The organism is Epibacterium sp. HA2-3 (genome assembly GCF_055693725.2).
The window spans coordinates 2792619-2817726 of sequence record NZ_CM172490.1; the positions used below are offsets into that span (position 1 = coordinate 2792619).

Annotated in this window: 15 protein-coding genes; 3 read left to right on the forward strand and 12 right to left on the reverse strand. The window is 61.1% G+C overall.

The window, feature by feature from the left end:
- Positions 1 to 2: 2 nt before the first annotated feature.
- Positions 3 to 2045, forward strand: coding sequence for a hypothetical protein (locus ACZ1HH_RS13115; RefSeq protein ID WP_472636847.1), 2043 nt, complete (start codon positions 3 to 5; stop codon positions 2043 to 2045).
- 205 nt (positions 2046 to 2250) lie between these two features.
- On the opposite strand, the gene ACZ1HH_RS13120 is transcribed toward ACZ1HH_RS13115, so the two are convergent.
- From ACZ1HH_RS13120 to ACZ1HH_RS13130, 3 genes are all read right to left on the reverse strand, one after another.
- Positions 2251 to 3087, reverse strand: coding sequence for a 2-keto-4-pentenoate hydratase (locus ACZ1HH_RS13120; RefSeq protein ID WP_472636848.1), 837 nt, complete (start codon positions 3085 to 3087; stop codon positions 2251 to 2253).
- A gap of 65 nt (positions 3088 to 3152) precedes the next feature.
- Complete coding sequence (pbpC, locus tag ACZ1HH_RS13125; protein ID WP_472636849.1) at positions 3153 to 5309, reverse strand: penicillin-binding protein 1C; 2157 nt, start codon at positions 5307 to 5309, stop codon at positions 3153 to 3155.
- Between the two features lie 20 nt (positions 5310 to 5329).
- Positions 5330 to 10777, reverse strand: coding sequence for an alpha-2-macroglobulin family protein (locus ACZ1HH_RS13130; protein WP_472636850.1), 5448 nt, complete (start codon positions 10775 to 10777; stop codon positions 5330 to 5332).
- 151 nt (positions 10778 to 10928) lie between these two features.
- On the opposite strand from ACZ1HH_RS13130, the gene ACZ1HH_RS13135 reads away from it, so the two are divergent.
- Positions 10929 to 13214, forward strand: a complete 2286-nt coding sequence (locus ACZ1HH_RS13135) for a response regulator (RefSeq protein WP_472636851.1) — start codon at positions 10929 to 10931, stop codon at positions 13212 to 13214.
- A 44-nt stretch (positions 13215 to 13258) separates the two neighbouring features.
- On the opposite strand, the gene lpdA is transcribed toward ACZ1HH_RS13135, so the two are convergent.
- Genes lpdA through ACZ1HH_RS13160 form a run of 5 tightly spaced genes read right to left on the reverse strand, consistent with a single transcriptional unit; the run spans position 13259 to position 19211 of the window.
- Complete coding sequence (lpdA, locus tag ACZ1HH_RS13140) at positions 13259 to 14617, reverse strand: dihydrolipoyl dehydrogenase (protein ID WP_472636852.1); 1359 nt, start codon at positions 14615 to 14617, stop codon at positions 13259 to 13261.
- Positions 14618 to 15883 (reverse strand): dihydrolipoamide acetyltransferase family protein, encoded by a 1266-nt coding sequence (locus ACZ1HH_RS13145; RefSeq protein ID WP_472636853.1) that lies wholly within the window; start codon positions 15881 to 15883, stop codon positions 14618 to 14620. It lies immediately after the preceding gene.
- A 4-nt stretch (positions 15884 to 15887) separates the two neighbouring features.
- Positions 15888 to 16901 carry an alpha-ketoacid dehydrogenase subunit beta gene (locus ACZ1HH_RS13150; protein ID WP_472636854.1) on the reverse strand — a complete coding sequence of 338 codons (1014 nt, stop codon included), beginning with the start codon at positions 16899 to 16901 and terminating at the stop codon, positions 15888 to 15890.
- 1 nt (position 16902) lies between these two features.
- The gene (locus tag ACZ1HH_RS13155; RefSeq protein WP_472636855.1) at positions 16903 to 18144 is read right to left on the reverse strand and encodes a 3-methyl-2-oxobutanoate dehydrogenase (2-methylpropanoyl-transferring) subunit alpha; all 1242 of its coding nucleotides are present in this window, start codon (positions 18142 to 18144) and stop codon (positions 16903 to 16905) included.
- Entirely contained in the window at positions 18141 to 19211 is a 1071-nt protein-coding gene (locus ACZ1HH_RS13160) for a Glu/Leu/Phe/Val family dehydrogenase (protein ID WP_472636856.1), read from the reverse strand. The genes ACZ1HH_RS13155 and ACZ1HH_RS13160 overlap by 4 nt, the downstream gene beginning before the upstream one ends.
- A 188-nt stretch (positions 19212 to 19399) precedes the next feature.
- On the opposite strand from ACZ1HH_RS13160, the gene ACZ1HH_RS13165 reads away from it, so the two are divergent.
- Positions 19400 to 19798 (forward strand): Lrp/AsnC family transcriptional regulator, encoded by a 399-nt coding sequence (locus tag ACZ1HH_RS13165; RefSeq protein ID WP_416369265.1) that lies wholly within the window; start codon positions 19400 to 19402, stop codon positions 19796 to 19798.
- Positions 19799 to 19882: 84 nt separating this feature from the next.
- Here ACZ1HH_RS13165 and ACZ1HH_RS13170 read toward each other — a convergent pair whose 3' ends face one another.
- From ACZ1HH_RS13170 to ACZ1HH_RS13185, 4 genes are all read right to left on the reverse strand, one after another.
- Positions 19883 to 21028 (reverse strand): iron-containing alcohol dehydrogenase, encoded by a 1146-nt coding sequence (locus tag ACZ1HH_RS13170; protein WP_044026938.1) that lies wholly within the window; start codon positions 21026 to 21028, stop codon positions 19883 to 19885.
- Between the two features lie 93 nt (positions 21029 to 21121).
- Positions 21122 to 22504, reverse strand: a complete 1383-nt coding sequence (locus tag ACZ1HH_RS13175) for an aldehyde dehydrogenase family protein (protein ID WP_011540096.1) — start codon at positions 22502 to 22504, stop codon at positions 21122 to 21124.
- 102 nt (positions 22505 to 22606) lie between these two features.
- On the reverse strand, positions 22607 to 23959 hold the full coding sequence (locus ACZ1HH_RS13180; RefSeq protein WP_416369268.1) for a glutamine synthetase family protein: 1353 nt from the start codon (positions 23957 to 23959) through the stop codon (positions 22607 to 22609).
- Between the two features lie 75 nt (positions 23960 to 24034).
- On the reverse strand, positions 24035 to 25069 hold the full coding sequence (locus ACZ1HH_RS13185; protein WP_011540098.1) for a TRAP transporter substrate-binding protein: 1035 nt from the start codon (positions 25067 to 25069) through the stop codon (positions 24035 to 24037).
- Positions 25070 to 25108 lie beyond the last annotated feature (39 nt).

Sequence of the window (25108 nt, forward strand, 5' to 3'; positions counted from 1 at the left end):
GCATGACCCAGACCATCCTCTTTGATCCGCTGGTGCCCTTGGCGCTGCTGGCCGTGTTGGCAGGCCTGAGTGTTCTGGCCCTGGCCCTCGCCATCTGGCGCAGGCTAGCCGGCTGGGCCTTGCGCGCGGGGGCTGCGCTGGTGCTCTTGGCGGCGCTCTCTGGGCCAGTCATCCAAGTGGAGGACCGCAGCCCCCTCAGCGACATTGTGATCGTGGCAGAGGACCGCACCGCCAGTCAGACCCTTTCCGATCGCCCGGATCAGATGGCGACGGCCCGCACGGAACTGGAGACGGCGCTGGCCAAGCGGGCCAATACGGATGTGCGCTGGATCGCCGTCGAAGACAGCCCCGATGACGGTGGCACGCAGCTGATGGACGCGCTGACCCGCGCCCTCGCGGATGAGCCGCGCGCGCGCGTGGCAGGGCTCATCGCGCTCTCGGATGGACAGGTGCATGATATGGAGCGCGCACCAGAGCTGCCCGCCCCTTTGCACCTTTTGATGACCGGCCGCGATAGCGACTGGGACCGCCGCCTGATTGTCCGCAACGCACCCTCTTTTGGCATCATAGGCGAGCCAATCACCCTGACACTCCAGGTTGAAGATCAAGGCGCCGCGCCCGAGGGACTTCAGTCCACTGAGTTGCAAATCGCGATTGATGGCGGCGCGGCGCAGAGCTTTCGACTGCCCGTCGGAGTTGATTTTGACCTGCCGCTGACGCTGCCGCACGGTGGGCGCAACGTGATCGAATTCCGCGTGCCCGAGGCAGAGGGCGAGCTCACGACCCGCAACAATGCCGCACTTTTGCAGATCAATGGCGTGCGTGACCGGCTGCGGGTGCTTCTGGTTTCCGGCGCGCCACACCCCGGAGGGCGGACGTGGCGTAACCTCTTGAAGTCGGACAGTGCGGTGGATCTGGTCCATTTCACCATTCTGCGCCCGCCGGAAAAACAGGACGGCGTTCCCGTCGACGAACTGTCTCTGATCGCTTTTCCAACCCGCGAGCTGTTCCTCGAGAAGATCGAGGATTTTGATCTCATTATCTTTGACCGTTACAAACGGCGCGGCATCCTGCCCTCTGCCTATCTGGAGAATGTGGCCAATTATGTGCGCCGAGGTGGGGCTGTTCTGGTTGCCGCAGGCCCCGATTTTGCAAGCGCCGACAGCATCTTTCGCACCCCTCTGGCTGAGGTTCTGCCGGCGCGCCCCTCCGCCCGCGTCCTTGAGGAGCCTTACCGTCCTGTCATCAGCGAGTCTGGTCTGCAGCATCCGGTGACAGCAGAGCTGACCGGAGCAGAGAGCTGGGGTCGCTGGATGCGGCAAGTCGAACTCGACACCACGGGCGGCGTCACATTGATGCACGGTGTGGGCGAGCGTCCGCTGCTCACGCTTGACCGGGTCGAGGAGGGGCGTGTGGCGCTGCTGGCCTCTGATCATGCTTGGCTCTGGAGTCGAGGGTTTGAAGGCGGTGGCCCGCAGCTGGAGCTTTTGCGACGCCTCGCGCATTGGATGATGAAGGAGCCCGAGCTTGAAGAAGAGGTCCTCACCGCTGAAGCCACGGGGCAACGTATGCGGATTGAACGCCGCACGCTTGGCGAAACCGTAGGACCGGTCACGATCACGGCTCCTGACGGCACCACTTCCGAGATCGCGTTGCGACAACAGCGTCCTGGCCTTTGGGAAGGTCGCTATGAAAGTGATCAGATCGGGCTCTATCATCTCGAAGAGGGTGAAGAGCGTACCGTGATCGGGCTTGGTCCCGCCGCGCCACGCGAATTCGAGCAAACAATTGCGACAGCCGATCTGGTGGGGCCACTCGTGCGCTCGCTACGCGGCGGCACCGTCGCTCTTGAGGACGGCATGCCCTCTTTGCGCAACATTCGCGAGGGGCGCCCCGCTGCGGGGCGCGGCTGGATCGGGCTGGTACCACGGGGCGCATATGAGACAACCGCCGTGACCCAATCCCCGCTGCTTCCTTCATGGTTCTTGCTACTTCTGGCGGCGACACTCTTGATTGGCGCGTGGCTGCGAGAGGGGCGCAGCTGAGTCAGCTGTCATATCCATCGGAGCCGCCCCCTCGATCTCTTGAGCATCATTGAAGCGGGCACTTGCGCCATGCTTTGTGACGGGCAGATCCCAGCATACCCGTTGGATTAGGCGCCGCGCCGTTCGCGCGGCGAGGATCGCATCGGGCAAAGACCGGTGCGAAAACCCTCTAGGTGTAACAGTCTCACGGATTCATTCGGCCCAGTCAGGATGTCGGCGCAAAACGAATGGAGACCTCCGGATCCCCCGGCAGCCCCATATAGATCACCGACGCGCCTCCTCTAAGATCTGCCGGAGGCACCAAGGGACCAAAAGAGCCGACAGAGACCAAATCACCGGCCTTGAAGGTCACGCCCACCTCGTGCAGCCAAAGGATCGTCTCTGCAGGATGGCCCAAAACAGCGGTACCCGAAGCAGACACAACCGTATCACCTGTGCCGTCGCGCAGAGTCACGGTCATTTCCGCCAACGCCGCTGTGAGCGCGGTGGGATTCGTGACGGGCACCTCTGCACCCAAGACGCCTTTGCGCGCACCAACTCCCATTGCGGTGATCGTCTCGACCGTCATCGGCTCACCCGGTGCCAAAGCCAGATCCGGCAACTCGATAAAGGGCCGGATGCTTTTGATATTCTGCATCACTTCCTCGGGGGTGGTGGCCCAGTTCACCGCCGAGTCTCCGATCTCAAGAACCAGATCCGCTTCCACCATGGGCACCGTGCCCCAAGGCATCTCGATCGTCGCGCCACTCTCCAGCATCATGTCACGATAAAGCACACCACGAACCGGTTCGCTGGCCTCGAAACGCGCCTGTGCCGCCGCGCTGGTCAATCCCGCCTTATACCCAATCACCGGGCCGAAGTGTTCCGAGAGCGCTTCTGCGACCCGCGCTTGTGTGCAGAGCGCATCCACCATGCTCCCCCCTGCGCCAAGCGCGGTCGCGGGTTGGCGGTCAACATAGGCGGACACGAACTGCGCAACTTCTTCTTCGCTTGCGCATTCGGCCCGGGCAATATCTGTTCCAAGGGTCAGAGCTACGCTCATCGTCAGGATTCCAACCAGACCCGATATTTTCAACGAAATGCCTCTTTTCTCCTCTAGCCAGCGCATTAGCCGGTCTCCTCGATTTCAACGGTCACCCGTGCAGATTGCCCGTCTGCATCGATCACCACAAGCGTTGCATGGCCCGGCCCGGGGCTCGGAAGGTCGAGGTCGCGTGACCTCAGGCCTTGGGCCACCGGCACGCCATTGGCCAGCACGGTAAAGGGCAACCGACCTCCCCGCAATTTCAACGCCATCCGCCCCTCGACCAACGAAAGCCGCGCATGGGTGGGTGGGAAAAGCACCTCTGGCGCCCCGGCGCCGCCCTCTGAAAAAGCGTCTGACCGCGCACGAAACCGTTGCAGAGGGGCCGGGAGCTCTGCGGTCTCCAACACCAGTGCGTTCGAAGGGGGCGGGGACAGAGGATCAATCTCCGGTTTCAATACAGCAAAGGCTTCGAACAGTACCGGTGCCGCCAGCTCCGCGCCAAAGACACCCGGCACCGGCGTGCCGTCCGCTCGTCCGAGCCAGACTCCGATCACATGCCGCCCATCCCAGCCCACAGCCCAAGCATCTCGGTGCCCGTAAGACGTGCCTGTCTTGTAGGGCAACATACCGCCGCGCGCCCCGGCGGGCGCCGGAGCATCGCGCAGGATGTCGCCAAGATACCAAGCTGCAACCGGCGAAATTACCCTTGGGGCCTTTTCCCGCGCAGCTCCGGTCTCGGAGGTAAGCCTCGGTGCCGTCCCGCCGGCGGCAAGGACCGCATACATTTGCACCAGATCATGAAGACTCACACCAACACCGCCGAGGCTGACCGCCAGCCCCGGCTTTCCGCTAGGGAGTTGGGGGCGCATGCCGACCTGCCGCATTGCGGCCATCAGCCGCGACGGTCCAAGCGCCTCGGTCAAGGTGACGACCGGGGTGTTCAAAGACATCTGCAACGCGTCGCGCACCCGCACATCTCCGCGAAATGCACCATCAAAGTTCTGTGGTGCGTAGCCACCAAAGGACACGGGCGCATCGCGGATCAGCGTATCGGGATGCGCAAGCCCATCGTCAAAGGCGAGTCCGTAAACCAGCGGTTTCAGAGTCGAGCCCGGCGAACGCACCGCGCGCGCCATATCGACGTAACCCCGCCGCGCGGTATCCGTGTAATCGGGCGCCCCGATCCGCACCAATGTCTCCCCGCTTTGGTGATCGGCAACAATCATCGCTGCGCTCAGCCGTGCACCAGAGACCTTGACCCTGCGCGATAGCACCGCCTGAAGCCGCGCCTGAAGCATCGCATCCAATGTGGTGTCAAACCGCGCCTGTGCCGGGGCTGTCGCGCGGAGTTGATCGCTCAGATGAGGTGCCAGCAGGGGGAACGCCCGCCGCCTGTCAGGTAGCGGCGCAACGGCGGCGAGATGTGCCACTTCCGTCGTCAGTACGCCTGCGTCTTGGCTGCGATTGAGCACGCGTCTCCGTGCCTCTCGCGCCACACTTACCGATCGGTCAGGACGGCGTGTCTCTGGTGATTGCGGCAGTGCCACCAGAAGCGCAGCTTCCGCAGCGGTCAAGCGAAGTGGCTCCTTGCCAAACCAGGCAAGACTTGCGGCGCGCACCCCTTCGAGATTCCCACCAAATGGTGCGTGAATGAGGTAGAGATTGAGGATCTCGGTCTTGGAGAGCTTGCGTTCCAGAGCCAGCGCGACACGGATCTGGCGCAGCTTTCCCGACCAGCGCCCGGTCGGCCCATCCTCGAGCAACCGTGCGACCTGCATTGTAAGAGTGGAGCCCCCCGAGACGGTCCGTCCATTCCACACGGCCTGCCCAAAAGCGCGCAGCATCGCGACCGGGTCTACTCCGAAGTGGGTGTCGAACCGTTTGTCTTCATAGGCGCGCAACATGCGCAGATACGTGGGGTCCACTTCTTCAGAGCGGACCGCCATGCGCCAGATGCCATCTTCTACCGGAAAAGCGCGCAGGAGCCGACCATGGCGGTCCCGCACTTCAACCGAAGTTTCGGCCAAGGTCTGTGGCAGGCGCGTGTCCTCAACCCATTGATCCAGCGCTTTTCCCGCAATGACCGCTGCAATCAGCAGGCCCAGAAGTGGAAGCCTGAGCGGTGATCGCCAGCGCCTGTAAGGGCCTGCCACACTGCCAATTGACCGATCGGTAAGGACACGCCCGGGCGCAACAGAGGCCTGATGCGCCCGCCGCTCAGCGGACGCCCTTTGCATGCGAAGCCAATCCGGCGTGATCATCGCACCTGCAAACGTCCTGCCGCGGTATTGGCGCGATAGGCAGGTCGGTACATATCCTCGACCGAGGCCGCAGGGTGATGGAAGGACCCCGGGCTCACTGCGCGCACCATATAGGCCAGCGTGATCGGGTCCGTGCCCCGCGACGTGACCGCGGCAAGGAAACGGTCAGATCGGAACTCAGCATGATCCGCGTCCCAGAGGCTCAGCCAATCCAGATCCCTAAGATCGCCCGAGCGCAGCAGATTCGGATTATCGATTTCAAGACCGGCCGGAAGCGGATCATTCACCATCAAACGTGCGCCAATGTCTTCCTGTGGTAAGACCCGCAGAACCGTCACCAACCGTGTTCCAACATCGACCTCTGTCAGATCGACCGGCGCCCCTTCGAGAGTGTAATACTCCCGCGTCAGAGCAAAGCCATAGCCACGCGCAGCCGGCGGCACGACGGGCACCCCGATCCGCGTCAACGTGATGTCGGTGCTGCGCCCAGAGGCGGCCGTCACCGACAGCTCTTTTGGGCTGCCCCCTGCCATCACCTCGACAAATGCTCCGGCAACAGGCTGGCCATTCACACGCAGCCCCGAGTCCTCTGGGGCGTCGACCAAGGCCTGCGCCGCCAGCAAGCTCCAAGCTGCCTCCTGAGTGGAGCGCAGACCATCGCCATCCGCAACCCGCGCGGTGAGGTAGTCGCGATTGACGGCCCCACTGCCAGCCTCGACTGCAAGCGCCAAAACTGCGGCCGTGTCGCGGAGCTGAGTGCCGTAATCTACACGCCACAAAGGCTGTTCCGCCCCCTGGCCCGCGATCATCTGCGCGGCGCGGGCAAACATCTTGTCCGCGCGGCGCTGATCCCCGTAAGCCGCCAACGCGGCCCCAAGCTGGGCCGCTCCCATCGGGGTCGAGAAGGCCTCTGCCTTCACATCGGCGTAGTAACGCAGATCCCCCATTGCGGCAGCCCCCTCCCGCGCCAGCACAAGGAGCGCATAGGCGATTTCTTCACCGCCGTTGTCAAAGTCGGGCGCATAATTCAGGCGGTTGCGCAAATTATCCATCGCGCGGGCAAAGGCCTGATCGGGAACCACATAGCCTTTGGCGCGCGCGCGGCTCAGGAAATCCGAAGCATAGGCATCCAGCCACAAATCGCCGCTCTCGGCACGCCACAGGCCAAACGCTCCGTTCGCGACCTGCCGGGTTAGCACCTTGCGGATCGCGCTGTTGATACGGGCATCGACTTTCGGACGATCCCCGAGGCCAGCGGCATCCGCGACGGAAGACAGGTACAGCAAGGGTAGCGCTTTGGAGGTGACCTGCTCGGTGCAGCCATAGGGGTAGCCATCAAGCTGCGCCAGCAAACCTGGTACATCGAACTTCGCCAAAGGACCCGCAGACATCACTGCCCGCGCAGATCCCGGCCTCAGCCCTTCGAACACATCTGCGTTGAAGAGGAAGCTGTCTCCGCTCGCTAGCGAGAAGCGCCGAGTTTCCGAGACCTCTGGGTCATTGGCCCGCACGGGCAACCGCAGCATTTGCTCGAGCACCGCACCGCTTGGCGTTGTCAGACTGAGCCGCAACTCGGGATCCCCGACCGCGTCTGCCGTCACTGGCACCTCAAGGACAACGCGGCCCTTCTCAGCAAGGCCCACAGAGGCAGGGACAGCACCGAGGCGCACGCCCGCTCCACGGACGTCGACCGCCAGCCCAACCTCGCCTGCCGGCCCGTCGGCATGGGTAATATCAAGCCGGATGCGGCTCTGATCTCCGGGGGCGAGGAACCGTGGCAGCGAGGCCGTCAGCACGACAGGGTCGCGTACAACCATATCGGCCTCAGCCTGCCCCACGGATCGATCTGTCCAGGCCACCGCCATCAAACGCACAGTGCCGTTGAAATCGGGCAATGTGATCGGCAAGCGCAGGCTGCCGGTTCCATCCACTTTGACAGCACCGTGAAAGACCGACATCAGATCCTGTGTCGGAGGCGGAGATTGAAATTGCCCACCAAGGCCCGCGTCCCCTCCAGAGCGCACGCGCCCCAAGGCGCCGTTGCCCGGATCAATGAGGCGACCGTAGATATCGCGCAATTCCATCCCGAGACGCCGTTGGCCGTGGAAATATCCTACCGGGTCCGGGCTCTGGTAGCCGGTGAGGTTCAAGATACCAACATCCACGGCGGCCAGCGTCAGCCAGACTTCTTCTCCTGCGTCGGCACCTGCGACCTTCACGGTCGCTTCGACCGTTTGGCGTGGGCGAGTGATCTCTGGCACGGTGATGGCGACATCCAACTCCTGCCCCGGCTGCGCCACTGTCGCATGGGCGATGCCCAGGGCACGGGTTGGCGTCCGCCCCTCACGGCTGGCAACCGGCTGCACCACAGAGGCGCTGACATAGGCCCCGCTGCCCCATTCGGAGGTGACCTCAAGCGGGATCACATTTTCCCCCGCCTTCACTGCGACCGCTTGTCGATGGATCAACTCGCTTCCCATGACAGAAATCAGCGCGGTTCCTGCCGTTTGTGGCACGATGCGCAGACGCGCAGTGTCACCGGGGGCGTAGCTCTCACGGTCCAGTGACAGTTCCAATCGATCCGGAGTCTGCGCATCGGATGCGGGCACGTACCACCCCGCATAGAAATCCTGCGCCGCAGTGACATATTCGCCATCCAGGCGTTCCACCACCAGCTCGTAACGTCCCCAGTCCACGGGCGCTGTGATCGCCACCGGCTCACTGCCCAGCATGGCTTCGCCCGAGGCTACGCGGGTGCGGCGCGTGATCGGCTCCCACTGCCAATCGCCATAAAGCTGATACCACTGATAGCGCGTCTCTACGCGATTCATCACCCATTGCACCTGCATTGGCATGGGACTGAGATCCGGCCCCAGAGCGACCAGCTCGAAACCAGCCTCGGTGCCTTCGGCGACCACGTCATCTGCAAACTGAGCCTTAAGCCCGATCACAGGGGTTGCGGGGCGCACGGGCACGGTCTGCGCGCGCTCTACCGGGCGTGCGGAGCCATCCGCAAGCCTGAGCCGCAGCCGCGCTTCAAGCGGAAGGCCTGCTGCCTCGATGTCGGGCAGGTCACCGGTCGCAACAGCGCGCCCCTGGGCGTCGGTGTCATCGGCGCTGAAATAACGGGTCTGGCGGGTGGTCTCCGCATCATAGCGCCCAAAACGGTAACCGGGCCAATCAGAGAGTTGGCGTACCGGGCTGAGCGAAACATCGCCTTCGACACTCAGACCTGCACCCGGCGCTCCGAACAGGAAGCGCGCTTTTACATCGACAACCATCTGCCCGCCTGGACGCAGACGCGCCACGTCACGGATTTCCTGATCAAAATCAATACGCTCCGGCAGAAAGTCCTCCACAAGAACGGTTTGGCGGGCGAGTGGGTCAGCCTTGGGGTCCGTGTAGATTTCAACGCTCCAGGAGCCGCGCGGCACACTGTCCCCGACGGGCAGGGCAAAGACATGTCCGCCTGCACTGCCGCCGTCTGAGATATGGCGCGAATATTCAACACCATCCGGACGTTTCAGCACCGCGATGAGCGGCAGTCCCTCGATGGCCTGTGCGCGAGGATCGCGAGACAGAGCGGTGACATTGATGGTTTCACCAGCACGATAGGCTCCGCGATCGGTGGTCAGGAAGACATCCACTGGCCCCGGCGCAGGCCGCCCCTCGACACCGCGATCAGAGAGATCAAACCCCGCATCCCGCAGCGACAAGAAGGCAAAAGCCTCTTCACCTGCGCGCGCCAGCAGCATCGCCGGTGCAGCGCTTCCCGTACCGCGTGTAAGCCCCGGCGCGAAGCGCGCATACCCGGTGGCGTCACTGGTCGCTCGCGCAATCACCGCATTGGCTTCGGAAATCAGCTCCACCTCGACCCCTGCGCGGGCCTTGGCATCGGAAAGCCCCTGCACCTGCACATGCAAGCCGTCTGCCCCCGACATGGAGCTAAGGCCAAGGTCAGTCAGAACGAACCACTGCATCGCCGCAGGGCTGTCATAAGGGTCCGCACCCGGGATCGAGGCGCTGAGGGCGTAGATGCCAACAGGTTGATCCACCAGCACATCATTCAGTGGCAACCGGGTCGTCATGTCCCGGTTCAGCTCTTGCTGGACCTCTGCCGTGCCACTCCAGAGCTCTTCTGCCAGGGTGGCGTCAAAATTTTCGCTCTGCCATTGATTCAGCGGGCGCGCAAAGAGATCGTCCTGCATGCTGCGCAGAAGGTTGCGATCGCTGACCCGAGAGAGTTTCAGGTCGAGCATGTCAACATTTACGGTTTCAACCGGAAGGGCGGTCACATCGCTGCGCGCGAGCACATAGGCCCGACCGGGAAAGCGCACCGAGGGACTGCGGTCGCGAATATAGTGACGCAGGTCCACATCCTTCACGAGCGCCTCACCGTTGGCTGCAGGCAGACCACGGCGCAGCGTCACCCGGAGGTGCTGGCCGTGGGTCAATCCCGTCAGACACAGCTCTTGCCCCGAAGCCTCTGCGGCCAGTCCCTTGGCGTCGGATTTCAGATAATCGCCGTAGGTTACACCCGTTTGGGCCAGCTCTTCGGAGAACACGATGCATATACGCGGGTCGGCACTGTCGGCCTCGACCCGCGTATCACTGACCCGAAACCCGTATTTTGCCACCGCGCGATCCAAGAGAGCGGCAATATCCTGACGCGGAGCGATATCCTGCGCCAGCCGTAGCATCGAGACCATGTCGCGGCCACGTCCGAGTTTTTCCAGCGCAAGTGCAGCTTCTGTGAGGGCGGTAGCCTGCAAGGGCGCAGCATCCGCGCGTAAATAGCCGTTGAGCGCCGCCGAAGCCGCCTCGGCAAGATTGCGACGGGTCTCGCTGCTACGGTCTGTCGGTATCGCCCTTACGAAACGCGCATATTCCACCCAGAGGTCCGGCGCATCGCTGAGCGCCACCGCCTCGCCCATCCAGCGTGCGGCCATTGTCGCATTGTTGCCAGCGAAGAACTGTTGCGAACCGTCAACCAAAACGCCGAGATCACGCCCGCTCAGGGGGTATCGCGACCCGATGTCGCTCGCGAGGGTGCGCGCTGCGGACAGATCGATATCTCCTCGCAACGGCAAACGGGATGCCCGATCAGCCGCACGCGCTGCCAGATCTGAATCAACAGGTACTTTGCGCACCGTGAGCGCGCCCACAAAGGTAGAAGGCGCGCTGAGCTCCGATTTGGGAAAACAGGCGTTGGATTTCAGATTGTAGACGAATCCCACACAAGCCCCCTGAGTCGCGCAAGCGCGCTGGCAGGCTTCGAGCGAGGTCTCAAAGAGTGCCTGAAGATCAGCGCCGAAATGATCGGTATCGGGTTGGGTCACAAACCGATGCGCTGGCAATGGTTTAGATTCGCTTGTCTGTGCAATCGCAACAGAGCCAAGAACATTAGAAAAAAGAAAAACGAGTAAAATCAAAAGGCGCTGCATGGAATCCTCCCTGTCACCAGAGAAAGGCTCGCATGCGGTTAACCTCATAGCAAGCATGCGCGCCATAACACCAACGCTAAAGGCAAATTAAGGAATGCCTGCGAGATTGGTGCCGCGGGCAGGGAAACAACTAGTGTTGGAGTTGGCGCATATGTCGCTTGCTGAAAAATTGGCTCAGGAACGCAGGGCGCGATTGGCAGCCGAGCGACTTCTGGAGCTAAAACAAGCTGAACTGACCGATGCGAACCGCAAGCTCGGCCGCCATGCGCTTGCGCTGACCAAACGGATCGGCGCCACTCAGGCAGAAATCGCGACCTTCAAGAACGAAAATGAAAAGGTCAAAAGCGACCTCAACACAGCCAATGAAAAGGTCGAACAGGCCGAACGGCGCCTGTGGCACTCTATTCAGGCCTTTCAGGACGGTTTTGCCTTCTTTGACAGTGACAGCAAGTTGATCGGCGCCAACACTGCCTATCTCAATATCTTTGAGGGGGTAGAGGAGGTATCGCCGGGCGTCTCCTATGTGCGCATCCTGCAAATCCTGACCGATGAGGGGCTGATCGACACCGAGGAGCTCTCGGCGGATTCGTGGCGCGCGATGATGACGGAGCGCTGGATGTCGCCCGCGCCAGAACCAACGGTGGTGCGGCTGTGGAATGATCGCTACCTGAAGCTGATCGACCAACGCGGCCATGACGGTGACATCGTGAGTCTCGCCCTCGATATCACCGCAACTGTCCACTACGAGGAAGAGCTTCGCAGCGCCCGAGAGCGCGCCGAGGCTGCGAATCGCGCGAAATCCGCTTTCCTGGCAAATATGAGCCACGAAATCCGTACGCCCATGAACGGTGTCGTCGGCATGGCCGAGCTCCTGAGCGACACCACGCTGACCGAAGAGCAGCGTCTTTATGCCAATACAATCAAGAACTCGGGCGAGGCGCTTCTGGTCATCATCAACGACGTTCTCGACTATTCCAAGATCGAGGCGGACAAATTGGCGCTGCATCCCGAGGCCTTTGATCTTGAAGCCTGCATGCATGAGGTCGTCATGCTGCTGCAGGCCAATGCCCGCGACAAAGGGCTGACGCTGCTGGTGGACTACGACCTCTTTATGCCGACGAATTTCATTGGCGACCCGGGGCGCATTCGCCAGATACTTACCAATCTTATTGGCAATGCGATCAAATTCACCAACGAAGGGCATGTTACGGCTCGCGTAACCGGGGTGCCACATCCCGAAGACAATACCGTGATGCTGCATATCTCGATCGAGGACAGCGGCATCGGCATTCCTGACGACAAGATCCAGCACATCTTTGGCGAGTTCAATCAGGTTGAGGATGAAACCAACCGGCAGTTTGAGGGCACGGGGCTTGGTCTTGCGATCACCGAACGCCTGATCAAGTTGATGGACGGCGAGATCTGGGTCGAAAGCCAGTTGGGCAAAGGCTCGTGTTTTGGCTTCCGCCTGCCGCTTGTGGTGGCGGATGGCTCACAGGTGAATGCGCCCGAACTGCCCGAGAACCTGAACTGCGTGATGATCGTCGATGATATGGACATCAACCGCGAGATCCTGAACCGTCAACTTCAGCGCCTGGACCTCAAGGTGGTAGCCGTAACCAGCGGTGCCGAGGCACTCGACGCTCTCAATGCCGAAATCGATTTGGTCATCACCGATCGCAACCTACCGGGGATGGACGGGCTGAAACTGGCGCGCAGCCTACACCATGCTTCGCCACAGACGCCGGTGCTGTTGCTCTCTTCTGATCCTGCTGATGCGAGCGACCCTGCCCTCAGCGATCTCTTTGCTGGCATTCTGCAGAAACCGATTCCGCGTGGCGCCCTGTTCCGAGCCCTCTCCAAACTTGATGCGCCATCTGTACATCCCGCCCAACCGCAAGATATGCCACTGGCTGCTTCCGCCATCGAGCCGCCTTCAGACGCCCCCGTGCAAGTGCCTGCAGCCGCAGCGGGCGCGGACTTCGGATCCGGCGCGACGATCGCTTCGGATCTGCGCCGGATGCGGGTTCTGGCGGCAGAGGACAACCGCACCAACCAGCTGGTCTTCCGCAAGATGGTCAAGGATATGAACATCGACTTGCGCTTTGCAGGCAACGGGTTGGAGGCGGTCGAGCTCTACCAGAGTTTTAAACCAGATATGATTTTCATGGATATTTCCATGCCCAAAATGGATGGCAAAGAGGCCACGCAGGCCATTCGCGAGCTTGAAAAAGAAAACGGTCGCAGAGTGCAGATAGTGGCCTTGACGGCGCATGCGATGGATGGCGATTCCGAGGGCATACTGGCCGCAGGTCTTGACGACTATCTCACCAAACCCCTGCGCAAATCGGTGATCCACGACCGGATCATGAAAAACATGCCCGCTGCCGTGGCTCCGCTGCAAGGCGAAGGCGATGATCTGCAAGCCACAGGCTGAGACCGCCTGACACGTAGGCGGCCCAGGTTTCTGCGCACTCGCTGTCAGATGTGCAACGCGTGACCAAGCGCCTTCAGACAGGCCTCTTGCAAACCCTCGGACTGTGTTGGATGCGCATGGATGGTGGCGGTGATATCCTCAAGGCAGGCGCCCATCTCGATGGCGAGCGAAAACGCCGAAGAGAGCTCGGATATGCCCACGCCGACACCCTGCAGCCCCAGAACCGCATTGTCCGCTTCGCGCCAGACCACCCGAATGAAACCCTCATCGCGTTCGGTTGTCATCGCACGACCATTGGCCACAAACGGAAACTCGGCCGATTTGGTGCCCTCGACCTCGCCGGGGAGCACGCCACAGGTGACAATCTCCGGATCGGTAAAACACACGGCAGGGATCGCGCGCTTGTCCCACTCTACCGCTTGCCCGGCCAGATATTCTGCCACCATCTCCCCCTGCGCCATCGCGCGATGGGCGAGCATGGGCTCTCCGGTCACGTCCCCGATTGCATAGATCCCCCGCATCGAGGTCTGGCAGACCTTGTCGATGCGGATGAAAGGCCCGTTCATCGTCAGAGACAACTCATCAATACCAATGCCCTGAGTGCGCGGCCTGCGCCCGACCGTCACAAGCACACGCTCTGCAGCGATTTCACCAGCATCAGTTTGCAGCGCGCCGCCCTCATGTGACTGCGCTTTGGTGCCCGTCATGACCGTCACGCCGAGCTCCTCAAGGCGTTTGTGAACGGGACGTGTCAGCGCCTTGTCATATAGCGGCAGGATACGGTCCTCGGCCTCAACCACGGTGACCTTGGACCCAAGTTTTGCAAACACGGTGCCAAGTTCGAGGCCGATATAGCCGCCGCCGACCACGGCTAGGCTCTCGGGCACTTCGGTCAGGGAGAGCGCTTCGGTCGAAGACACCACCGCCCCCCCAAATGGCAGGAAGGGCAGTTCCACCGGGGCCGACCCGGTTGCAATCACGATGTAGTCGGCACGGATCTGTATCTCGCCCTCGTCGCCTGCAACGGTAACGGTCTTGCCATCCACAAAGCGGGCGCGGCCTGAGATCATCTTAACGCCTGCTTTACGCAAGAGCCCGCCTACCCCGCCGGTCAAGCGATCTACAATGCCATCTTTCCACGCAACCGTTTGCTCAAGATCAATAGTCGGGGCTGTGGCCGAAATCCCAAGCGGGCCTGCGCCTGCATGGGTCATTTTGTAGAACTCGTCAGCGGCGTGGATCATCGCCTTGGACGGAATACAGCCGATATTGAGACAGGTGCCACCAGGACGGACCTCATCGACGATGACCGTATCGAGCCCGAGCTGCCCGGCGCGAATGGCGCAGACATAGCCGCCGGGGCCGGCCCCGATCACCAGAACTTTGCATTTTATATCAGTCATCTAGCCCTCGACAAACAGCATCGCTGGCGTTTCCAGCAGGAGTTTCAGTTTTTGCACGAACACCGCAGCATCCCAGCCGTCGATCACCCGGTGGTCGAAAGAGCAGGAGATATTCATCATCTTGCAGGGCTGGAATTGCTGACCGTCCCAAACCGGGCGCATCTGCATTTTGTTGACCCCAACAATGGCTACTTCGGGGTGGTTGATGATCGGCGTGGTCGCAATCGCGCCCAGCGCACCAAGCGAGGTAATGGTGATGGTGCCACCCGTGAGCTCATCCCGCTTGATCGATCCATCCCGCGCCGCTTCTGCAAGGCGCGCGAGTTCGGCCGCATTGTCCCACAGGCTACCTGCCTCGGCATGATGCACCACAGGTACATTGAGCCCGTTCGGCGTCTGGGTCGCAATGCCCACATGCACGCCGCCGTGGCGGTGAATGATGCCCTGTTCATCATCGTAGCGCGCATTGAGTTCCGGTTGTTCACGAACCGCCTCCACGATGGCGCGCATCAGGAAAGGCAGCAGCGTGAGCTTCGGGCGCTGGTCTTTGTATTTGCGGTTCAATGCTGCCCGCAGATCTTCGAGCGCCTCCATCTCGATTTCTTCGACGATGGTGATATGCGGGATCTGGCGTTTGGAAATCGCCATCTTCTCCGCGATCTTGCGGCGCATGCCGACCACACGCACATCCTCGACGCCCGTGTTCTTGCCGCGCTTGACGCTGCCTTGTTGGATGCCGCCAGAGGCGATCCAGTTCTCGAGATCCCCGTGGCTGATACGCCCACCCGGGCCGCTCCCGGGCACTTGACGCAGATCCACACCTTCCTCGCGCGCCCGTGCGCGGACCGAGGGTGCCGCCAGAGGTTTGGTGTTTTTTGCGCGCGCGACGGGTTTTCCGGTTTTCACCACGGGTCGCGCGGGCTCTGCCGGCCTGTCCTCTGGTTCGGGCTCCGGCTCCGCCTTCTGCTCTTTGGCGGCCGGGGTTGGTTCGGGTTCAGCGACAGAGGCTGCCTCATTGCCTTCACCATCCACTTCGATACGCACCAGCACGCAGCCGATCGCGAGCATATCGCCGATCTCGCCCCCGAGTTCGACAACCTTGCCCTCTACCGAGGAAGGCACCTCGACGGCAGCCTTGTCGGTCATGACAGCTGCGAGCACATCGTCTTCCTTAACGATGTCACCCGGCTTTACATGCCACTCCGTAAGCTCGGCCTCGGCGATACCTTCGCCTACGTCGGGCAAGCGAATTGCAAAGATTCCCATCCGCTCAGTCCTCCATGCATTTCTTCAACGCTTCGCCCACCCGTTCGGGGCCGGGGAAGTAATTCCATTCCTGCGCATGCGGGTAGGGCGTATCCCAGCCAGTAACGCGAATGATGGGCGCTTCGAGGCTGTAAAAACAGTTTTCCTGCACAATCGACATCAGTTCCGCGCCAAAGCCAGAGGTTTTGGTCGCCTCATGCACGATGACGCAGCGCCCGGTCTTTTCCACAGAGGCCACGATGGTCTCGAGGTCCAGGGGCAGCAGAGTGCGCAGGTCGATCACCTCGGCGTCGACGCCGCTTTCTTCGGCGGCGGCTTCGGCGACATAGACCATGGTGCCATAAGCCAGCACCGTGACGTCGCTTCCTTCGCGACGGATGGCGGCCTTGCCAAGCGGGATCGGGTTGTAGCCGTCTGCGACATCACCCAGTGGGTGCTTCTTCCAACTGGTGACGGGACGGTCGTGATACCCGTCAAAAGGCCCGTTATAGAGCCGCTTTGGCTCCAGAAAAATCACCGGGTCCGGGTCTTCGATCGCAGCGAGGAGCAGCCCCTTGGCATCGCTTGGATTGGAAGGCACCACCGTCTTCAGACCAGAGGAATGGGTAAAGAATGCCTCGGGCGACTGGCTGTGGGTCTGCCCGCCAAAGATGCCCCCACCGGTGGGCATGCGGATCACGATCGGGCAGGTGAAATCCCCCGCCGAGCGATGCCGCAGCCGCGCGGCCTCAGAGACGATCTGGTCGATGGCCGGATAGACGTAATCGGCGAACTGGATTTCGATCACAGGGCGCAGACCATAGGCGGCCATCCCGATCGCGGTGCCAACAATACCCGCCTCGTTGATAGGCGTATCAAAGCAGCGTGACTTGCCGTATTTCGCCTGCAGGCCTGCAGTGACACGAAACACGCCGCCAAAATACCCGACATCTTCGCCATAAACGACCACTCGGTCGTCCTTCTCCATGGCCACATCATGCGCGTCGCGCAGGGCCTCAATCATGGTCATCTGGGCCATGTCAGTATCCCGCTTCCTGTCGTTGCCTGATCAAATGAGGCGGCATTTTCTCGAACACGCCCTCGAACATGTCGCGCGGCGAGGGGCCCTTGCCGCCACCGAGCGTGCCGACCTTTTCGGCCTCTTTCTGTGCGGTGATGACCTGATCCATCAACTCCGCCTCAGCCTGACTGTGGCGCTCCTCACTCCACTCTCCGATCCGGATAAGGTGGCGTTTGAGACGGTCGATGGGATCACCAAGCGGCCATGCCGCGCCCTCATCTGCGGAGCGATAGGCCGAAGGGTCATCGCTAGTGGAATGGCCACCCGCGCGATAGGTCACATGCTCGATCAAGGTGGGGCCAAGGCCCAGACGTGCGCGTTCGGCCGCCCATTTGGCCACCGCGTTGACCGCGAGATAATCGTTTCCATCTACCCGGATCGACGCGATGCCAAAGCCATGCCCGCGCGCAGCAAAGGTGCCCACCCCACCGCGTGCGATGCCCTGAAAGGTCGAGATCGCCCACTGGTTGTTGACGATATTGAGCACCACCGGCGCATTGTAAGTCGAGGCAAACACCATCGCGGCGTGAAAGTCGCTCTCGGCGGTGGAGCCATCGCCAATCCAGCCTGCGGCGATCTTGGTATCACCGGAGATCGCTGAGGCCATCGCCCAGCCGACAGCCTGCACGAACTGGGTGCCGAGGTTGCCCGAAATCGAAAAGAAGCCGTGTTCTTTTGAGGAGTACATGATCGGCAACTGCCGCCCGTGCAACGGGTCGTCGGCGTTGGAATAGATCTGGTTCATCATGGTGACCAGCGGATAGTCCCGCGCAATCAACAGGCCCGCCTGCCGATAGGTGGGAAAATTCATATCCCCGTCCTTGAGCGCGCGAGAGAAGGCACAGCTGACGGCCTCCTCGCCAAGATGCTGCATGTAGAAACTGGTCTTGCCCTGGCGCTGCGCGTTCAGCATCCGCGCATCAAAGGCGCGCAGAAGCATCATGTCCCGCAATCCTTCGCGCAACTCTTCCGGAGAGAGCGTTCCGGCCCAGTCGCCCACCGCTTCGCCCTCTTTGTTGAGGACACGCACGATGGAAAACGCCATCTCACGCATGTCGTCAGGGTCCACATCGACCGGCGGCCGCGCCACGGCTCCGGCGCGGGGCACCTCGAAATACGAAAAATCAGGCGTATCGCCCGGACGGCAGCCCGGCTCCGGGACATTCAGTGCGAGCGGTGCATAGGTTTCGTTGTCGCTCATGCTGCACCTCGCGCGGCGTCAGAGGCCTTGGCGAGAATATCTGCAACCATGTCGTCTGCCACGGCGGTGGTGGTGCGCCCGGTCTTGTCGCTGAGGTCAACCAAGGTGCGGATCCGTGCGGCAACGCCATCCAGCCGCTCGGTGCGGTAGCTTGTGCCCGCTTTATGGATCTCGCCTGCGACACTGATGATGCCGCCAGCATTGACCACATAGTCTGGCAGGTAGCGAATACCCCTTGCGCGCAGCGCATCTGCGACCTCGGGCGTCTCAAGCTGGTTGTTCGCAGCACCACAAACGAGTTTTGCAGACAGTTTTTGCGCTGTTGCCTCTGTCAGCACGCCCCCAAGTGCGCAGGGAGCCAAGATGTCCATCTCGGTCTCAAAAATCTCTGCAGGGTCGCAAATCGTTGCACCAAATGCAGTTTTTGCATGCTGAAGCGCAGCCTCATTGATGTCGGCCACAATCAGCTCCGCCCCGGCACCGTGGAGCTTTTCGGCCAGAGACATTCCAACGTGGCCCAGACCTTGAACCAGCACCCGACGCCCGGAGAGATCGCTGGTGCCAAAGACCACTTCTGCCCCGACCAGAAGACACTGGAACACCCCCTGCGCGGTAAAGGGAGAGGGATCTCCGGTCCCATGCGCCCCATCTTCAAGCCCAACGGCATATGGGGTTTCCTCGGCGACGATCTTCATGTCGTCCGGCGAAATTCCCACATCTTCGGCGGTGTAATAGCTGCCATCGAGGCTCTGGACGGCGCGCCCAAATGCACGGAGCAATGCGGGGGACTTGTCGCTTTGCGGATTGCCGATGATCACGGATTTGCCGCCACCAAGCGCCAGATCTGCCATGGCGTTCTTTGAGGTCATCCCCTCCGCCAGGCGCAGCACATCCGTGCGCGCCTCATCCACGGTGGCGTAATTCCACATCCGACATCCCCCTGCCGCAGGTCCAAGAACTGTGGAGTGCACACATATAAAGGCCTGCAGCCCGCTTTCGGGGTCTTGTGCAAAGACGAGGCGTTCATAGCCTTCGGGTGCCGTTTCCTCGGTCAGGTTCAGTGTCATGGTCTCTCCACCGCGCAGAAATCTGATTTGGAGATTTTATCGAGAAATACTGGTGGAAAAATTCCATATCCCCCATAATAACACGGAAACATTAGTGCTTATCACTACAGAAGGAGTTTATGTTGGCGAAATACGCTGCAGACCGATTGGACCGCGCGATTCTACGCGCCCTCCGCGAGGATGGCCGCATGTCGTTGGTACAATTGTCGGAACGTGTTGGATTGTCTGCGACCCCGGTCAAACGACGCCTGCGCCAGCTCGAAGATAGCGGCTTGATCGAAGGATATGTAGCGCGGATCGACCGTAAGGCCGCCGGATTTGGCATCACCGCATTTGTCTCGGTTGAGCTTGAAAAACAGGACGCCGAAGCTGTCGCAAGCTTTCAGCGAAAAGTGGCACAGTTTGAAGAGGTCGTGACCGGCAGCCTGATGACAGGTGCGCAAGATTTCCTGTTGGAGGTGGTCGTGGAGAGCCTGGAGGAATTCGAGACCTTCCTGCAAACCAAACTCATGCGCGTGGAGGGGCTGCGCGCGGTGCGGTCACGATTTGCGCTGCGCAAGTTTATTGATCGTGCCCGCATCCCTTGATTTGCGCAGCACCGCATAAAAAGAGACCGCGCCCAGATCCTGGGCACGGCCTCTTCCTCGGTGTTTCGGGGACCGGTTATTCTATCAAAGCGCGGCTTTAAACAGCTGGGTGAGGTTTTCCTCAGTCAGCTTGACGGGATTGCCGCCGCAGCTGGGATCAATGATCGCGCCTTTGACCAGCTCCGGGATCGACTCTTCGGTCACGCCCAACGCAGACAGGCCGCGCGGGATGCCGAGGCTGTCGTTGAACTCTTGCACGAAGGCCTTGAAGCCCTCAAAGCCGCCCTCGATCCCGAGGTAGGCCGCTGCCATGTCAAAGCGTTCGGAAATCTCGGACGCGTTGAATTCCAGCACTGCAGGCATGCAGACCGCGTTGGTGGTGCCGTGGTGCGTGTTGAAATGCGCGCCAATCGGGTGGCTCATGGCGTGAATCGCGCCAAGACCTTTTTGGAACGCGGTGGCGCCCATGGCAGCCGCAGACATCATGTGCGCGCGCGCCTCAATGTCGGTGCCGTCCGCATAAGCGCGCGGAAGGTAGTCCTTGACCAGGCGCATACCCTCGAGCGCCATACCCTGTGACATCGGGTGGTAGTGCGGCGAGGAAAACGCCTCGACGCAATGGGCAAAGGCATCAAGCCCGGTGCCGGCAGTGATGAATTTGGGCATCCCGACGGTAAGCTCCGGATCGCAAATCACCACGGTGGGCAGAACCTTGGGGTGGAAGATGATCTTTTTCTGGTGGGTGGCGCTATCGGTGATGACAGAGGCACGCCCGACCTCAGATCCGGTGCCCGCGGTGGTCGGCACGGCAATGATCGGGGCGATCGCATCCGCGTCCGCGCGGGTCCACCAGTCGCCGATGTCCTCAAAATCCCAAACCGGGCGGGTCTGGCCCGCCATGAACGCAACCATTTTGCCCAGATCGAGGCCGGAGCCGCCGCCAAAGGCGATCACACCGTCATGGCCGCCTGCCTTGTAGGCCGCAACACCCGCGTCGAGGTTTTTCTCGTTCGGGTTGGGGTCGACCTCAGAAAACATCCCGCGCCCAAGGCCTGCGGCCTCCATGATATCGAGCGTCGATTGAGTGACGGGCAGATCTGCAAGCCCCTTGTCGGTGACCAAGAGCGGCTTTTTGATCCCGGCTTGCGCGCAAGCATCGGCCAGTTCCTTGATCCGGCCTGCGCCGAATTTGATTGCGGTCGGATAAGACCAGTTTCCAATGAGAGACATCAGCATGTTCCTATGGTGAGCCGGGGTGGGGGCGCTGCCCCCGCTTGCCATCCGGCAAGCTCCCCCGGGATATTTTTGAGAAGATGAAGGGCCTTAGGCGGTGACTTTTTTCAGGTGGTAGGACTTCGGCCGGGTCAGGTTGTGATAGCCGATCACCGAAAGACCACCGCCGCGACCGGTGTTCTTGCAGCCGGTCCAGCAGAGCCCCGGATCGAGGTAATCTGCGCGGTTCATGAACACGGTGCCGGTCTCGATTTGGTCGCCCACAGCCTGTGCGCGCTCCAGATCCTTGGTCCAGATGGAAGCGGTGAGGCCGAAGTCGCTGTCATTCATGAGTTTGATCGCTTCCTCATCGGAGGAGACCTTCATGATGCCCACGACCGGTCCAAAGCTTTCATCGCGCATCACGCGCATCTCATGGGTGACATTGGTCAGGATCTGCGGAGTCAGATAGGCACCCCCATCATCCGCATCCATTGTGGCGATGTGCGCCACGGCACCCTGTTCGATCGCCTCGGCGATCTGGTCGCGCACCTCTTGGGCAAAACGCACGTTGGCCATCGGGCCGATGGTGGTTTCCGCATCCAGCGGGTTGCCGAGCTTGTAGCCATTGACCACCGCCAGCGCTTTTTCAACGAAAGCGTCATAGAGGCTCTCGTGGACGTAGATGCGCTCGATTCCGCAGCAGCACTGGCCAGAGTTGAACATCGCGCCGTCGATCAGCGTATCAACTGCGGCGTCCACGTCCGCGTCTTCCATCACGTAGCCCGGATCCTTGCCACCGAGCTCGGTCCCAACGCCCGTGAAGGTGCCCGCTGCGGCACGTTCCATTGCCTGGCCGCCGCCGACAGAACCGGTAAAGTTCACAAAATCAAACGCCTTCTCCGCGATCAAAGCAGAGGTGGTATCGTGATCGAGGAACACGTTCTTGAACACATCCTCAGGCACGCCCGCCGCATGGAACGCCTTAGCCATCCGCTCACCGACCAAGAGCGTCTGGGTGGCGTGCTTCAGCACCACGGTGTTGCCGGCGATAAGCGCTGGCGCGACGGTGTTGATCGCGGTCATGTAGGGGTAGTTCCAGGGCGCCACCACAAAGACCACACCATGCGGAATGCGTTTGATGTAACGCTTGAAAGTGGCGTCCTCGCCAACCTCGATGTCCGCAAGCGACTCGGCAGCGATCTGCGCCATATGCGACGCGCGCTCGTTGAACCCACCAAATTCGCCGCCAAACCGTACCGGACGCCCCATCATATGGGCAAGCTCAGGCACGATTTCATCGTTCATCTCGCCAATGGCGGCGACGCCCGCCATCACGAGATCGATACGTTCCTGTAGCGGACGCGCGGCCCAAGCCTTTTGCGCAGACCGCACGGCGGCCACCTCGCTACGGGCGGCGTCCAGATCCAGCGTCTCGCGGCTGGCGTAGACCGATCCGTCGATCGGCGAAATACAATTCAGTGTCTTGCCCATTGGCCAACTCCTCCGGGGGCGCAGGATACGGCCCCGATTATCTTCATCTTCTCCCAAATATCCCGGGGGTGCGGGGGCTGGCCCCCGCCCGCCCAGCGGATATCAGGCTTTCTCAAACCCGCGCGCGACCTCATAGTCGGTCACAACGCGATTGAATTCTTCAATCTCCCACTCTGCCGCGCGGGCATAGTGCGTGATCACGTCTTCACCAAAGGCCTCGCGCAGCATCTCGGAGCCCAACAGCGCCTTACGCGCTTCCAGCAGGCTGCGCGGGATATGCTGTTGTGTGTCGCCAGCATAGGCATCGCCATTGAACGGGTCCTGCAGTTCCAGTTTTTCCTCGATACCCTTGAGCCCAGCCGCCAACATCGCAGCCTGCGCCAGATAAGGGTTCATGTCGGAACCCGGAACCCGGCATTCAACCCGAACACCCTTGGTTCCATCGCCACAGAGGCGGAAGGCCGCCGTGCGGTTATCAACAGACCAAACCACCTGCGTAGGTGCAAAAGTGCCTTTGGCAAACCGCTTGTAGCTGTTGATATAGGGCGCCATGAAATAGGTGTAGTCGGCGGCGTATTTCAACAGACCCGCCATATAGTGGTCCATCAGCTTTGATTTTCCGAGCGGCGCGCTCTCGTCAAAGAAGGCGTTGCTGCCATCCTTCCAAAGCGACTGATGCACATGCGCAGCAGACCCGACCCGTTCGTGGTGCCATTTGGGAAGGAACGTCGCCGCAAAACCCTGCTGATGCGCGATTTCCTTGATGCCATGTTTTGCGATCGTGTGATGATCGGCCGTTGCGAGCGCCGCGTCATACTTGATGTTCAGCTCTTCCTGGCCGGCCTCTGCCTCGCCTTTGGAGCCCTCGATCGGGAGCCCCATGGCGCGCAGGTGATTGCGGATCGGGCGCATCACAGGCTCCTCTTTGGAGGTCTGCATGATGCTGTAGTCTTCGTTGTAGGTTGAGATCGGCTCGAGCTTGTTAAAGCCGCCAGCGGCGATCTCGTCATGGGTGCCTTTGAACAGGAAGAACTCAAGCTCGGTTGCCATCACGGGCGACAGCCCCAACGCCTCGCAGCGCGCGATCTGCGCCTTGAGCATCTCACGCGGCGAATGCGCGACTGGTGCGTGGGTGTGATGGTCGATGACATCACAAAGCACCATCGCAGTTCCCTCAAGCCACGGAACCGGGCGCAGCGTCGTCAGGTCCGGCTTCATGATGTAGTCGCCGTAGCCGCGCTCCCAGCTGGTTGAGGCATAGCCATCCGGTGTCGCCATCGCGAGATCGGTGGCCAGCAAGTAGTTGCAGCAGTGGGTCTCGCCGTCTGCCATTTCGAGGAAGGCCTCGGCGTGGAAGCGTTTGCCCATCAGGCGGCCTTGCATGTCCACAATGCAAACCAAAACCGTATCCACTTGTCCGGCTGCGATCTGTTCCTTGAGATCCTCGAAAGTCATCTGGCGTTCCCTGTTGTTTTGACAGGGGGCAGAGTGAAACCCCGCCCCCGACATTGATTGCTATTGCACGTGTGATCAGCCGTAACGATACGGACGACCGGCTTTCGCCATATCGGCGTTGTACTTCTTGAAGATCTCGACAACCTTCGCCTTGGTTTCGGATTCGGCTGCGATCTCGTCCCAGAACTTCACCGCGGCATCTTCGACCTGCTGCCATTCTGCATCGGGGATCGAGGTCAGCTTCATCTTGTCGCCATTGACGCGCAAGGAGGCTTCGCCACCCCAGTACCACCACTGGCGATAGTAATGCGACTGGTCGGTGCAGACACGGAACAGCGCCTGCAGATCTTCGGGCAGCTCGTTCCAACGGTCCATGTTGGCAAAGAAGCTGCCTGCCCATGCACCGGAAATGTTGTTGGTCAGGAAGTAGTTGGTCACATCGGCCCAACCCACGGTGTAATCTTCGGTAATACCCGACCAAGCAACGCCATCCAACTCGCCGGTCTGCATTGCAACTTCGATGTCTTCCCATGGCAGGGTGACAGGCACGACGCCGAACTGGCTCAGGAAGCGGCCCGCAGTCGGGAAGGTGAAGACGCGCTTGCCCTTGAGATCCTCAAGCGAGTTGATCGGATCTTTGGTGGCAAAGTGGCAAGGATCCCAAGCGCCTGCGGAGATGTGCTTGACGCCCACCTTGGAGTATTCCGCATCCCAGATCTCGTTGAGGCCGTACTGGTTGAACAGCACCGGCACGTCGAGCGAGTAGCGCGACGCAAAGGGGAAATAGCCGCCAAAAACGGTCACTTCGGTCGGAGACGCCATGGAGTCGTCATCGGACTGTACCGCGTCGATGGTGCCCTTCTGCATGGCACGGAACAGCTCACCCGTGGGGACCAGCTGGTCGGCGTAGAAAAGCTCGATCTGCATGCGGTCGCCTGCGATCTTGTTGAACATTTCGATCGCCGGGTCGATCACATGCGCTGCAAGCGCGGGACCGGCGTAGGTCTGCATCCGCCATGTGATCTTACCAGACGCCAGCGCAGGCGCTGCAAGCGGTGCTGCGGCAGCGCCCAAGGCGGTGGTCTTTAGAAAATTACGACGTGTTGTCATCAGTAGTACCTCTCTGTGGTTATCGTCTGGGGCCGTTTG